The organism is Pseudomonas sp. LBUM1644, assembly GCF_059716195.1.
The window spans coordinates 2,922,184-2,936,042 of sequence record NZ_CP166812.1 but is presented as its reverse complement, the minus strand read 5'-3'; the positions used below and the strand labels follow the sequence as shown (position 1 = coordinate 2,936,042).

General features: G+C 60.8%; 7 protein-coding genes. 1 reads left to right on the top strand and 6 read right to left on the bottom strand.

What is annotated here, in order from left to right; all coding sequences use genetic code 11:
* The first annotated feature begins 95 nt into the window (after positions 1-95).
* Positions 96-1,505 carry a GntR family transcriptional regulator MpaR gene (gene mapR / locus ACA052_RS13245; RefSeq protein WP_497650078.1) on the top strand — a complete coding sequence of 470 codons (1,410 nt, stop codon included), beginning with the start codon at positions 96-98 and terminating at the stop codon, positions 1,503-1,505.
* A 91-nt stretch (positions 1,506-1,596) separates the two neighbouring features.
* Here the strand turns inward: mapR and ACA052_RS13240 are convergent, their stop codons facing one another.
* From ACA052_RS13240 to ACA052_RS13215, 6 genes are all read right to left on the bottom strand, one after another.
* The gene (locus ACA052_RS13240; protein WP_497650077.1) at positions 1,597-2,343 is read right to left on the bottom strand and encodes an SDR family oxidoreductase; all 747 of its coding nucleotides are present in this window, start codon (positions 2,341-2,343) and stop codon (positions 1,597-1,599) included.
* A 180-nt stretch (positions 2,344-2,523) separates the two neighbouring features.
* Positions 2,524-4,620 carry a putative bifunctional diguanylate cyclase/phosphodiesterase gene (locus ACA052_RS13235; protein WP_497650076.1) on the bottom strand — a complete coding sequence of 699 codons (2,097 nt, stop codon included), beginning with the start codon at positions 4,618-4,620 and terminating at the stop codon, positions 2,524-2,526.
* A 238-nt stretch (positions 4,621-4,858) separates the two neighbouring features.
* On the bottom strand, positions 4,859-6,331 hold the full coding sequence (locus ACA052_RS13230) for an efflux transporter outer membrane subunit (protein WP_497650075.1): 1,473 nt from the start codon (positions 6,329-6,331) through the stop codon (positions 4,859-4,861).
* Positions 6,328-9,435 (bottom strand): efflux RND transporter permease subunit, encoded by a 3,108-nt coding sequence (locus ACA052_RS13225; protein WP_497650074.1) that lies wholly within the window; start codon positions 9,433-9,435, stop codon positions 6,328-6,330. Before ACA052_RS13225 ends, ACA052_RS13230 begins: the two co-directional genes overlap by 4 nt.
* Positions 9,432-12,536: an MdtB/MuxB family multidrug efflux RND transporter permease subunit gene (locus tag ACA052_RS13220; RefSeq protein ID WP_497650073.1), complete on the bottom strand. Its 3,105-nt coding sequence runs from the start codon at positions 12,534-12,536 to the stop codon at positions 9,432-9,434. Before ACA052_RS13220 ends, ACA052_RS13225 begins: the two co-directional genes overlap by 4 nt.
* Positions 12,533-13,852 carry an MdtA/MuxA family multidrug efflux RND transporter periplasmic adaptor subunit gene (locus ACA052_RS13215; RefSeq protein ID WP_497650072.1) on the bottom strand — a complete coding sequence of 440 codons (1,320 nt, stop codon included), beginning with the start codon at positions 13,850-13,852 and terminating at the stop codon, positions 12,533-12,535. Before ACA052_RS13215 ends, ACA052_RS13220 begins: the two co-directional genes overlap by 4 nt.
* Positions 13,853-13,859: the final 7 nt, after the last annotated feature.

The following is a 13,859-nucleotide window of genomic DNA, read 5'->3' as shown; positions in this document are numbered from 1 at the left end:
GATGTCGAACCCTTGTAGGAGCTGCCGCAGGCTGCGATCTTGGCAATGTCAGCTGCAACCATTTTTCCAATGAACGCCCCCCATCCAGGCACTCGATGAAACGCTACGAAAAATTCGCCGACGACATCGCTGAACTGATCCGCTCCGGCGTCCTCGGCCCCGGCCAACGCGTGCCATCAGTGCGCTACGCCAGCCAGACCTACGGGGTCAGCCCGTCCACTGTGTTCCAGGCCTATTACCTGCTCGAACGGCGCGGGCTGATCCGCGCTCGGCCGCGCTCCGGCTACTTCGTCAACACCCATGCGCCGAGCCCGTTTTCAGAGCCGGTGATCAGTAGCCAGGTCAACGAATCCACCGAAGTCGACGTCAGCGAACTGGTGTTCTCGGTGCTCGACTCGATCAAGGATCCGAACACTGTACCCTTCGGCTCGGCGTTCCCCAGCCCGACCCTGTTTCCGCTGCAACGGCTGTCGCGCTCGCTGGCAAGTGCATCACGGGACATGGACCCGCGCATGGTCGTCACCGATCTGTCGCCGGGCAACCCGCAACTGCGCCGGCAAATCGCCCTGCGTTATATGGTCGGTGGCCTGATGCTGCCGATGGAAGAACTGCTGATCACCAACGGCGCCCTGGAAGCGCTGAACCTGTGCCTGCAAGCGGTGACCGAGCCCGGCGATCTGGTGGCCATCGAAGCCCCGGCGTTCTACGCCTGCCTGCAAATACTGGAACGACTGAAACTCAAAGCCGTGGAAATTCCCGTGCACCCACGGGACGGCATTGACCTCGGCGTACTGGCCCAGACCCTGGAGCGCCACCCGATCAAGGCTTGCTGGTGCATGACCAGCTTCCAGAACCCCATGGGCGCGACCATGCCCGAAGCGAAAAAACAGGCGCTGGTGGAACTGTTACGCAGCCATCAAGTGCCGCTGATCGAAGACGACGTCTACGCCGAACTCTATTACGGCCAGCAAGCCCCGAAACCGGCGAAAGCCTTCGACACTGAAGGGCTGGTGATGCATTGCGGTTCGTTCGCCAAAAGCCTCGCGCCGGGTTACCGCATCGGCTGGGTCGCTGCCGGGCGCTACGCGCAGAAGATCGAACGCCTCAAACTCATGACCTCGCTCTGCGCGTCGATGCCAGCCCAGGCGGCCATTGCGGATTATTTGCAACATGGGGGCTACGACCGGCATCTGCGTAAATTGCGTTATGCGCTGGAAGAACAGCAAAGTGCGATGCTCGCGGCCATCGCCCGGTACTTCCCGGCACAAACCCGGGTCAGTCAACCGGCCGGCGGCTACTTTTTGTGGCTGGAGTTGCCTGCGCAGATGGATTCCTTGAAATTGTTCCAGATGGCGCTGGCACAGGGGATCAGCATCGCGCCGGGGCCGATTTTTTCACCGACGCAGCGGTTCAGGAATTGTATACGGTTGAATTACGGCAGCCCTTGGGATGAGGCAGCCGAGAAAGCGATGGAGACGTTGGGGCGGATTGTGCGGTCTTTTTAGAATCAAAGGATCGCAGCCTCCGGCAGCTCCTACAATGGTTTGCGTACACCTGTAGGAGCTGCCGCAGGCTGCGATCTTTTGATCTGAGCTTTCATCGCCCGCCGCCAAGATCTACAAACGTCCCCGTCGCATAAGAAGCTTTGTCCGACAGCAACCAGACGATCGCCTCCGCCACTTCATCCGGCCGCCCGCCGCGGGCCATCGGAATCGCCGATTCAAGCTTGCTGACCCGATCCGGATCCCCGCTCAGTGCATGGAAGTCGGTGTAGATGAACCCCGGCCGCACCGCATTGACCCGAATGCCCTCGCCCGCCACTTCCTTGGACAGACCGATAGTGAAGCTGTCCAGCGCACCTTTCGACGCCGCGTAATCCACGTACTCGTTGGGCGAGCCGAGACGCGAGGCCACCGAAGACACATTGACGATGCTGCCACCCTGCCCGCCATGCTTGGGTGACATGCGCAGGATCGCGTGCTTGGCACAGAGGATCGGCGCCAGGATGTTGGTCTTGAGGATTTTGAGAATTCGGAATTCGGACATTTCGTCGACCCGGGACTTGTGTCCCACCGTGCCGGCATTGTTCACCAGTGCCGTGACCCGGCCGAGTTCCGTGTCCACGCGATGGAACAGAGCGATCACTTCGTCTTCGATGCTGACGTCGGCACGCACTGCGATGGCTTGGGCACCGAGGGCGCGGACTTGCTCCAGCATACCGTGCGCCGCTTCTTCATCAGCCTGATAGTTGATACAGATCCGATAGCCCAGTTCGGCAGCCAACAGCGCAGTAGCGGCGCCGATGCCGCGGCTGCCGCCGGTGATGACGATGACTTTGTCCATGTGAGTGTTCCCCATTCCGAGCGTAAGCGGTCGGGTCAAAGAATAACCGCCATTCCCGGTTTTTGCATGGACTCAAGCTATCTTGCCCTGCTCTGTAGGAGCGGCCGAAGGCTGCGATCTTTTGATTTTGGGTTTTTTTAAGATCAAAAGATCGCAGCCTCCGGCAGCTCCTACAGGTTCCTACGCTAATGATTCAGGCGCTATGGCCTGTTTCTCCGCGCGATGAATGTCCACCATGAAGCGGTCGGCCGGCAGCGGATGCCCGAGCAAATAACCCTGCAACGAGTCGCAGCCGAGCTGGGTCAGGAAATCCTGCTGAACGTCGGTTTCCACCCCTTCGGCGACAATTCGCAAACCCAAGGCCTGGCCCAGGGCAACGATGGCGGAAACAATGGCGGCGTCATCGCTGCCAAGTTCCAGATCGCGAACAAAACCCCGGTCGATTTTCAGCTCGTTGGCCGGCAGGCGCTTGAGGTACATCAAGCTCGAATAGCCGGTACCGAAGTCATCGATGGACAGGTCAACGCCCATTTCCGACAGCTCCCGAAGCACCGTCATGCTCGCATCGGCATCGCTCATGGCGGTGGTTTCGGTGATTTCGAGGGTCAGGCTGTTGGCTGGCAAATGGTGCGTGGCCAGTGCCCTGGCGACGCTCTGGACCAGGCCGACATGGCAGAACTGCAAGGCTGAGAGGTTCACCGCGATACGCCAGTCGGTATAGCCAAGCACGTACCACTCGCGCATCTGGCGGCAGGCTTCGTTGAGCACCCACTCGCCAATCGCGATGATCAGCCCGGTTTTCTCCGCAAGGTCGATAAACTTGTCCGGCAACAGCATGCCCTGGGTCGGATGCACCCAGCGCAGCAACGCCTCGGCGCCCACCGGCCGGCCGTTGCTGGCGTCGAACTTGGGCTGGTAATAGAGGCTGAATTGCTGCTGCTCGAGGGCAATACGCAAGTCTTGCAGCAATTGCAGCTGTTTACGTGCGTTGCTGTTCATCGAAGCGTCGAAGAAGCTGTAGCCGTTTTTGCCCGCGCCCTTGGCGTGATACATCGCCGCGTCAGCATTCATCAGCAGTTCCTGGGCGGTTTGGCCATTGCCCGGATAGAGCGCGATGCCAACGCTGGCGGATATCTGCAAGTCGTGTTCCGCCACCCGGAATGAGCGCGCGATCAACCCGACCTGGCGGGCCGCCAAGCTCAATGCGTCATTCTGTTCGACGAGTTGCACAAGTAGCACAAACTCATCACCGCCGATTCGCGCAAGCGTGTCCTGGCTGCGCAGATCTTCACGCAGTCGCAGGGCGACTTCACGTAACAACTGGTCACCCGTGTGGTGACCGAAGGCATCGTTAACCGGTTTGAAGCCGTCCAGATCGATGAACATCAAGGCAAAACAACCACCCTGCTCCTGCACTCTCGACATGGCCTGATCGATACGGTCGGCCAGCAATACCCGATTCGGCAAACCAGTCAGCGTGTCGTGCAAGGCCAGTTGGGTCAGTTCACGGTTGGCCTCGGTCAGCGATTGGGCCAGGCTGGCGGTGCGCGCCTCGAGCCGCGAATCGAGGATCGACGTCAGCAAGGCAATGCTCAACACCGCCAGGGTGGTGATCAGCACCAGATTGTCCAGGCCCTTGCCACTGAGGCCACTGCTGACGGCACCACAGAAACTACCATCCGGGAAACGCGCCGCCGCCATGGCGGTGTAGTGCATGCCGACAATCGCTATGCCCATGATCACCGCCGCGCCGCCGCGAATCAGGCCAACATAAGGCGTGTGCTGACGCAGCCGGAAAGCGATCCATAACGCGGCGCCTGAGGCCACTACCGCGATCAACAGTGACGCAGCGAACAGCGTCGGGTCGTAATCGATGCCCGGCTGCATGCGCATGGCCGCCATGCCGGTGTAATGCATGGCACTGATCCCGGCGCCCATGATCAGCGCGCCGAACGCCAGTTGCCAGGCAGGCAGTCGCGGCTGACTGACCAACCACAGGGCGAAGCCGCAGGACAGGATGGCGGTGAGCAGCGACAGCACCGTAATGCCGAGGTCGTAGCCCAGGTCGATGGGCAATTTGAACGCGAGCATGCCAATGAAGTGCATGGACCAGACGCCGATGCCCATGGCACACGCGCCGCCCGCGGTCCATAGATGCACCGCCCGCCCCTTGGCCGTGGCGATACGCCCGGTCAGGTCAAGCGCTGTATAGGACGCGAGAATCGCTACAAAGAGCGAGATGACAACCAGCGTGGGGGAATAACTACCGATGAGCATGGGACTTCTCGCGAACACCCCCGCCGTCCAGATTCCATTCAAGGGGGGGAAATGGGCGATTGTACTGATTGCGCAAAAGAACGCACTGACAAAATCAGCAAAGTGCCATCAAGCCGATGAAACGCTTGTTTGACCACCTGCAATCCCCTGTAGGAGCTGCCGCAGGCTGCGATCTTTTGACTTTGATTTTTGAAAAACAAGATCAAAAGATCGCAGCCTGCGGCAGCTCCTACAAGGGTCAGTCGTTGTTGCTTTGGCCATCCCAGCCGCCGCCCAACGCCGCAATCAACTGCACACTGGCAATCAGGCGACTTTGCTGCAGGTCCAGCACGCTGCGCTCGTTGTTCAACGCCGTGGCCTGAACCACGACGACATCAAGGTAAGCAATCAGCCCGGCCTTGTACTGGTTCTGGGTCAGGCGCAAGGACTCACGCGCCGCGTCCAGGGCCTGCTGGCGCACCTCGGATTCGTTTTCCAGGACCTTGAGCTGAACCAGATAGTTTTCCACTTCCCGGAAACCGTCGAGCACGGTCTGACGGTACTTGGCCACGGTTTCGTCGTAGGCCGCTTCGCTACGGTCGACTTCCGCCGACCGCTGGCCACCATCGAACAAGGTCATGGCCAATTGCGGCCCGACTGACCAAAAGCGGTTCGGCACAGTGAACCAGTTGGAAGACGTACTGCTGCTGTATCCACCGTTGAGGCTCAGCGTCAGGTCCGGGTAATACGCCGCCTTGGCTACGCCGATATTAGCGTTCGCGGCCATCACCGAACGCTCGGCGGAGGCGATGTCGGGGCGGCGTTCCAACAGTTGCGAAGGCAAGTTCAGTGGAATCGGCGGTAACGCCGGGATGTCCCGGGTTTCAGCCAGGCCGAACTCGGCCGGCGCTACCCCGATCAACACGGCAATGGCGTTCTCGAACTGGGCACGCTGCCAGATCAAGTCCACCAGGTCAGCCTGAGTGCTTTTGAGCTGCGTCTGGGCCTGAGCCACCGCGTCCTTGCCGGAGACACCGGCGCGGTACTGGTTTTCGGTCATTTTCAGTGAGCGCTGATAAGCCTCGACCGTTGCTTCCAGCAAGCGTTTCTGTTCATCGATCACCCGCAATTGCAGGTAGTTCTGCACCAGTTCCGACTGTTGGCTCAGGCGCATCGCCGCCAGGTCGGCAAAACTCGCCTCGGCATTTGCGGTGTCGGCCTCCAGCCCACGGCGTAGCTTGCCCCAGACATCGGCCTCCCAACTGACACCCGCCTGGGCGGTGTAGGTGTTGCGTATACCGCTGGAAGAACTGGTCAGGCTGGAACTGCTGCTGCCAGTGCCCTGGCTGGAGCGATTTTTGCCGACGGTCAGGTCCACGGTTGGGAAAAATGCGCCACGCGCACTGCGCACCAAGGCCTGGGCCTGACGGTACTGCGCTTCGGACTGAGCGACAGTCTGGTTGGAACTGTTGAGTTTCTCAATCAAGCCATTGAGCTGCTGATCGCCATACAACTCCCACCAGGCCCCGCGAGCCAGGGAATCGCTCGGGTTGGCCTGCCGCCAGCCTGCCGCTTCCTTGTATTGCGCCGGAGCCGCGGTTTGCGGGCGCTGGTAATCCGGGCCGATGGCGCAGGCGCTGAGCAGCACCACGCAGAGCGACAGGCTCAACAAACGCGAGCCTCGGGCCGTTATTAGCGGTGCAGCCAGATTGAAGTGCGAACGGTCAGTCATAGCGGAGTTTCCAAAGCAGCATCGGTGCGCACCCCACGCCATTTATTGAAGCGATGGCGCAGTTTGTCGAGATAGAGGTAGACCACCGGGGTGGTGTATAGGGTCAGCACCTGGCTGAAGATCAGCCCGCCGATAATGGTCAGGCCCAGCGGCTGGCGCATTTCGGCGCCTTCGGCACGGCTGAGCAACAACGGCAAGGCACCGAGGATCGCCGCCAGGGTGGTCATCAAAATCGGCCGCAAGCGCTGCAGACACGCGCTGCGAATGGATTCCAACGGTGCCATGCCTTGATGGCGTTCGAGTTGCAACGCAAGGTCGATCATCAGAATCGCGTTTTTCTTGACCACGCCAATCAGCAGGAACAGGCCCAGTAACGAGATCAGGCTGAACTCGCCACCCAGCGCGTAGATCGACAGCAGCGCGCCCACGCCGGCCGAGGGCAACGTCGACAAAATCGTCAGCGGATGTACGTAGCTTTCATACAACACACCCAGCACCAGATACACCGCCACCAGCGCGCCGAGAATCATCCACGGCTGGCTCTTCTGGGTCGCGGCGAAGGCGTCGGCGGTGCCGGCCATTTTCACAATCACGTCTTCCGGCATGCCGAGCCTGGCAATCGCCCGCTCAATGGCGGCGGTGCCCTGCTCCACCGTCACACCTTCGGCCATGTCGAAGGAAATGCTCTCGGAAGCGAACTGGCCTTCGTGGCTGACACGGTCGTCTTCCAGGCTGTTTTCGTAATGCGCGATGGTCGACAGCGGAATTCGCGCGCCATCGGCCGTAATCACCTGAACCTGTTTCAGGGTGATCGGGTCCTGGGCATATTTCGGATTGACCTCCATCACCACCTGATACTGGTTAAGACTGTCGTAAATCGTCGAAATCTGTCGCTGGCTGTAGGCGTTGTTCAACACGGCAGTGACCATGTCCATATCGACCCCCAGGCGCTTGGCCTGATCACGGTCGACGATCAGCGTCACCTGTTGCGCGCCGCGCCCCTCGCGGGCATCTATCGCGGTCAGTTCCGGCAAGGCCTTGAGCGCAGTGACAACCTTTGGATACCACGCGCGCAACTCGCCAAGGTCGGCACTTTGCAGGATGTAGGAATACTGCGACGTGGTCTGCTCGCGTCCGCCGCCAAATTGCAGGTCCTGATCCGCCATTAGCATCAGCTGTGCGCCGGCGACCTTGGGCATTTCCTTGCGTAGGCGCTCGATGACTTTCTGCGCGGAGATGTTGCGTTCCTTGATGGGTTTCAGGCGCACCAGCATGAAGGCATTATTGGTGCCGTTGGTGCCGCCGATGAAACCGGCAACGCTTTGCACCGCATCATCCTTGAGCACGGCACGGCGGAACGTCTCCATTTTCGGCTGCATCACGCTGAAGGACAGCCCGTCGTCGCCACGCACGAAACCGATGAGCTGACCGGTGTCCTGTTGCGGCATAAATGTTTTAGGAACAACCACATACAGCGCAACGTTCACGCCGATTGTCACCAGCAAACTGAGTAACGTCAGGCGGCGATGGCGCAGGACCCAGTCGAGGCTGGTCGCGTATTTGCCGACCATCCACTCGTTGGCGCGCTGGCTCCAGCGCTGCAAACGGTTTTCCTGACCCGGCGTGTGCGGCTTCAGCCAGCGCGCGCAGAGCATTGGCGTGAGCGTCAGCGAAACCACCAGCGACACCACGATGGACGCCGCCAGGGTGATGGAAAACTCGCGGAACAGGCTTTCGATGATCCCGCCCATGAACAGGATCGACAGGAACACCGCCACCAGCGAGACGTTCATCGACAGCAAGGTGAAGCCGACTTCCTGCGCCCCGAGGTACGCCGCCTTCATTGGCGCTATACCTTCGTCGATATGCCGGGAAATGTTCTCCAGCACCACGATGGCATCGTCCACCACCAAACCGGTGGCCAGGATCAGCGCCATCAGTGACAGGTTGTTCAGGGAAAACCCATAGAGGTACATCACCGCAAACGTGCCGACCAGCGACACGGGCACCGCCAATGTCGGAATCAGCGAGGCGCGAAAGTTACCGAGAAACAGGAACACCACCAGGATCACCAGCGCCACGGCAATCAGCAGGGTCATTTCCGCTTCGTGCAACGTCGCCTTGATCACGGGCGAGCGGTCCATGGCCAGGTTCAGCTTGACGCTGGCCGGCAGCACCGCTTGCAACGCCGGCAGCTGTGACTTGATCTCGTTCACCGTTTCGATGATGTTGGCGCCGGCCTGACGGTTGATCACCAACAGCACCGCCGCATCGTCATTGAAGAACCCGCTGTTGTAGCGGTCCTCGACGCCGTCGCTGACCTTGGCCACATCCTTCAGGCGCAGGGCCGCGCCGTTGGCGTAGTGAATGATCAGCGACTCGTAGTCCTTGGCCTTTTCCAGTTGATCGTTGGCCTGGACCTGCCACAAGCGCTGGCCGTCTTCGACCGAACCCTTGGGCCGGCGCACGTTGGCGTTGGCGATGGTGTTGCGCACGTCGTCCAGCGCCACGCCGTACTGGTTGAGCGCCTGGGGTTCGAGCTCGATGCGCACTGCCGGCAAGGAGCTTCCGCCGATTTGCACTTCACCCACGCCCTGCACCTGGGACAGGCTCTGGGACAGAATCGTCGAGGCCAAATCGTAGAGCTGGCCCTTTTCCAACACGTCCGAAGTCAGCGACAGCACCATGATCGGCGCCTGGGACGGGTTGACCTTCTTGTAGGTCGGCATGCTGCGCATCCCGCTCGGCAGCAGGTTGCGCGAGGCGTTGATCGCCGCTTGCACTTCCCGCGCCGCACCGTTGATGTCGCGGTCCAAGTCAAATTGCAGGATCACCCGGGTCGAACCCTGGCTGGAACGGCTGCTCATGGTGTTGACCCCGGCGATGGCACCGAAGGAACGCTCAAGTGGCGTAGCCACGGTCGAGGCCATCACTTCGGGGCTGGCGCCCGCCAGACTGGCCTGAACCACAATCACCGGGAAGTCCATTTGTGGCAACGGCGCCACCGGCAGCAGCCCAAAGCTCACGCCACCCAGCAGCATGATCGCCAGGCTCAGCAACAGGGTCGCGACCGGGCGCTTGATGAAAGGTCCGGACAGGTTCATGGCTGTTCTACCGCTTCCACGGCTTCAGACTTGTGGCCCCAACGCCGGCCGAGGCGGTCGAAATACAGATAGATCACCGGCGTGGTGAACAGTGTCAGCACCTGGCTGACCAGCAAACCGCCGACCATCACCAGACCCAGCGGCTGACGCAGTTCTGCGCCGGAACCGGTGGCCAGCATCAACGGCACCGCACCAAACAATGCCGCCAGGGTGGTCATCAGGATCGGCCGGAAACGCAACAGCGCAGCCTGATAGATCGCCGCCTCCGGCGCCATGCCCTGATTGCGTTCGGCGTCGAGGGCGAAGTCGATCATCATGATCGCGTTCTTCTTCACGATGCCGATCAGCAGGATGATGCCGATGATCGCGATCATGCCCAGGTCATTGCCACTCAACAGCAGTGCCAGCAACGCGCCGACCGCCGCCGAGGGCAACGTCGAGAGAATGGTGATCGGGTGGATGTAGCTCTCGTACAGCACGCCGAGAACGATGTACATGGTCACCACCGCCGCCAGAATCAGCAGCAAAGTGCTCGACAGCGACGCCTGGAACGCCTCGGCTGCGCCCTGGAACTGCGTCTGCACGCCAATCGGCATGCCGATGTCTTTCTGTACCTGGTCGATGATTTCCACCGCTTGCCCCAGCGCTACACCGGGTGCGAGGTTGAAGGACATCATCACGGCCGGGAACTGGCCGATGTGTGTAATCGCCAGTTGTGCCTGGCGCTCCTCGATGCGTGCCAGGCTCGCCAGGCGCACCTGCCCGCCGTCGGTGGTCTTGACATGAATCTGGTTCAGCGCGTCCGGGCCGATTTTCTCGCCGGACTGCGATTGCAGCACCACGCGATACTGGCTGGCCTGGGTGTAGATGGTGGAAATCTGCCGCTGACCGAAGGCGTCATACAGCGCGTCGGTGATGTTCGACACTGACACCCCGACCCGCGACGCCGCATCGCGGTCTATCACCAGATAGACCTGCAAGCCCTTGTCCTGCAAATCGCTGGCGACGTCGGTCAGCTCCGGCCGTTGGGCCAGTGCTTCGACCAGACGACCGCTCCACAGGCTCAACAATTCCGAGTCCGGCGACGACATGCTGAATTGATACTGCGTACGACTGACCCGATCTTCAATGGTCAGGTCCTGCACCGGCTGCATGAACAGGCGAATACCTATCAGTTTGTCGAGTTCCGGTTGCAGGCGGGCAATCACCTCGGTCGCGCTCAAGTCGCGGGCGCGGTGGGACTTGAGGTTGATCAGCAAGCGACCACTGTTGAGCGTCGAGTTGTCGCCGTCGACACCGATGTAGGACGACAGGCTTTCCACCGCCGGATCGGCGAGGATCACTTTGGCCAGTTCCTGCTGTCGCTCGCTCATCGCCGCGAAGGAAATCGATTGCGGCGCCTCGGAAATCCCCTGGATCACCCCGGTGTCCTGCACCGGAAAGAAGCCCTTGGGTACGACCATGTACAGAAACACGGTCAGTGCCAGCGTGCCGATGGCCACCAGCAGGGTCAGCGGCTGGTGCTTGAGAACCCACGTTAACTTGCGCCCGTAAGCCGCTATCATCCAATCAATTGCGGCACCGCTGGACCGGTAGAAACGGCCCTGTTCTTCTGCCTTCGGTTCACGCTTGAGCAAACGCGCGCACATCATTGGCGTCAAGGTCAGGGAGACCACCAGGGAAATCAGGATCGCCACCGCCAGCGTGATGGCGAATTCGCGGAACAGACGCCCCACCACGTCAGCCATGAACAATAGCGGGATCAGTACGGCGATCAGCGACAGCGTCAGGGAAATCAGGGTGAAGCCAATCTGTTTGGCACCCTTGAGCGCCGCATTCAGCGGGCTGTCGCCCTCTTCGATAAACCGGGAAATGTTCTCCAGCATGACGATCGCATCATCCACCACGAAACCGGTGGCGATGGTCAGGGCCATCAGGGTCAGGTTGTTGACCGAGAAACCCGCGAGGTACATCACGCCGAAGGTGCCAATCAACGACAACGGCACGGCCACCGACGGAATGATTGTCGCGCTGGCCCGACGCAGGAACAGGAATGTGACCATGACCACCAATGCGATGGCGATCAGCAGTTCGTGTTGCACGTCAGTGACCGAGGCGCGGATGGTCTGGGTACGGTCGGTCAGCACTGTCACGTCGAGACCGGCCGGCAGGTTATCGGTGATGCTCGGCAGCAAGGCCTTGATCCGGTCGACCACTTCGATCACGTTGGCGCCGGGCTGACGCTGGATGTTCAACAGCACGGCCTGGTTTTCATTGGCCCAGGCTGCCAGACGCTCGTTCTCGGCGCCGTCGACGATCTCGGCCACGTCCTTCAGGCGCAACGGCGCGCCATTGGCGTAAGCCAGAATCAGGTTGGCGTAATCCTTGGGCGAGGTCAGTTGGTCGTTGGCATCGAGCATCGAGACCCGGGTCGGGCCATCGAAGTTGCCTTTGGGCTGGTTGACGTTGGACGCGCCGATCAGGGTGCGCACGTCCGACAGGTTCAAGCCGTTGGCCGCCAGGGCTTCGGGGTTGACCTTGATTCGCACCGCCTGACGCTGGCCACCGGCGATGCTGACCATGCCGACGCCGCTGATCTGGGCGATTTTCTGCGCCATGCGGGTGTCGACCAAATCGTTGAGTTTGGGCAGCAGCATGGTTTTGGAGGTAATGGCCAGGGTCAGCACCGGGGTGTCGGCCGGGTTGACCTTGTTGTACACCGGCGGCGCCGGCAAGTCCTTGGGCAGCAGATTGGTCGCGGCGTTGATCGCGGCCTGCACCTGCTGCTCGGCGACATCCATGTTGATGTCGAGGCTGAAACGCAGGGTCAGCACCGAGGCGCCGCCAGAACTGGTCGACGCCATCTGGGTCAGGCCGGGCATTTGCCCGAACTGCCGTTCAAGGGGCGCAGTCACGGCGCTGGTCATGACATCCGGGCTGGCGCCGGGATAGAGCGTCATGACCCGAATGGTTGGGTAGTCGACCTGAGGCAATGCCGACACCGGCAGCAGCCGATACGCGATGATGCCGGCCAGTACGATGGCCAGCATGCTCAGCGTGGTGGCTACCGGGCGAAGGATGAACAGCCGCGAGATGTTCATGCGCCGCCCTTTTTCGCCTTGTCGGTGGTCGCTGGCTCAGGGGGGCTGGCCGCCGATTTGCCTTGCAAGTGTCCGGTCGGGGTGGTGGGTACATCCTGGGTGTCGTTGACCACTTCCACTTCGCTGCCTTCCTTCAGGCGGTCGGTGCCTTCCAGGACCACTCGATCACCGACGGCAAGACCTGAGGTGATAACGGTGTTTTCACCATCACTGGCGCCCACTTTCAACTGACGGATATTGACCTTCTTGTTGTCGGCGTCCAGCGCATAGACGAATGTACCGTTGGTGCCGAACTGGATCGCTGCCGAGGGCGCGAGCACCACGTCTTTGAGGGTGTCAGCCAGCAGGTGGACGTTGACGAACTGATTAGGGAACAACGACTGATCGCGGTTCTCGTAACGGGCCTTGAATTTCAACGTGCCGGTGGTGACGTCGATCTGGTTATCCAGGCTCTGCAATACGCCGGTGGCTTGCAACTTCATGTCGCCGCGATCCCAAGCCTCCACCGGTAGTTTTGCGCCAGACCGATAACGGGCCAGTACGGTTTCCAGGCTGTTTTCCGGCAAGGTGAACGCGACACTGATCGGCTGGGTCTGGGTGATGATCGCCAGCGCAGTGGTGTCATTGGCCGCCACCAGGTTACCGACGTCCAATTGACGCAAGCCGACTCGACCGGCTATGGGGGCACGGATCTTGGTGAATTCCAGATTGAGCTTCGCGTCGTTGACCGCTGCCTGATTGGTCTTGACCGTGCCCTGGTACTGGCCGACCAGCGCTTCGGCGGTGTCCAGGGTCTGCTTGGCGATACTGTCTTCGCGGTACAGGCCACGATAGCGTTCGACATCGACCTGGGCGTTTTTCAGTTGCGCCTGGTTTTGCAGCAAGGTGCCTTCGGCCTGAAGCAAGGCGTTCTGGTAAGGACGCGGATCGATTTCAGCCAGCAAGTCGCCCGCCTTGACCATCTGCCCTTCTTCGAAGGAAATCTTCATCAGTTCGCCGCCGACACGGCTGCGGACATTGATGGTATTCAACGCCGTCACGGTGCCCAGCGCCTTGTAATACAACGCAAAGTCGCCCTTGACCGCTGGCGCCACACGCACCGGGACCGGTCCGGTCGCCCCGCCGAACCCCGGGCGCATTGCTCCCGACTTACCGGTGTGTCCGGCAACGGCCTTTGGCTTTTCGCCCGTTTTAAGGTCAGTGCCGGCGGGCCAGAATTTCCAGCACAGGCCAGCGATGACCAACAGGACAAGCAGGCCAAACAGCCAGCGGCGAGGACTACGGGAAGCAGAGGATTGCATTGAATGATCAACCATTGGGCGC

Coding starts and splice junctions, on each gene's coding strand:
- ACA052_RS13220 (WP_497650073.1), bottom strand. CDS start 12,536: ATGAACATCTCGCGGCTGTTCATCCTTCGCCCGGTAGCCACCACGCTG.
- ACA052_RS13230 (WP_497650075.1), bottom strand. CDS start 6,331: ATGACTGACCGTTCGCACTTCAATCTGGCTGCACCGCTAATAACGGCC.
- ACA052_RS13235 (WP_497650076.1), bottom strand. CDS start 4,620: ATGCTCATCGGTAGTTATTCCCCCACGCTGGTTGTCATCTCGCTCTTT.
- ACA052_RS13215 (WP_497650072.1), bottom strand. CDS start 13,852: ATGGTTGATCATTCAATGCAATCCTCTGCTTCCCGTAGTCCTCGCCGC.
- mapR (WP_497650078.1), top strand. CDS start 96: ATGAAACGCTACGAAAAATTCGCCGACGACATCGCTGAACTGATCCGC.
- ACA052_RS13240 (WP_497650077.1), bottom strand. CDS start 2,343: ATGGACAAAGTCATCGTCATCACCGGCGGCAGCCGCGGCATCGGCGCC.
- ACA052_RS13225 (WP_497650074.1), bottom strand. CDS start 9,435: ATGAACCTGTCCGGACCTTTCATCAAGCGCCCGGTCGCGACCCTGTTG.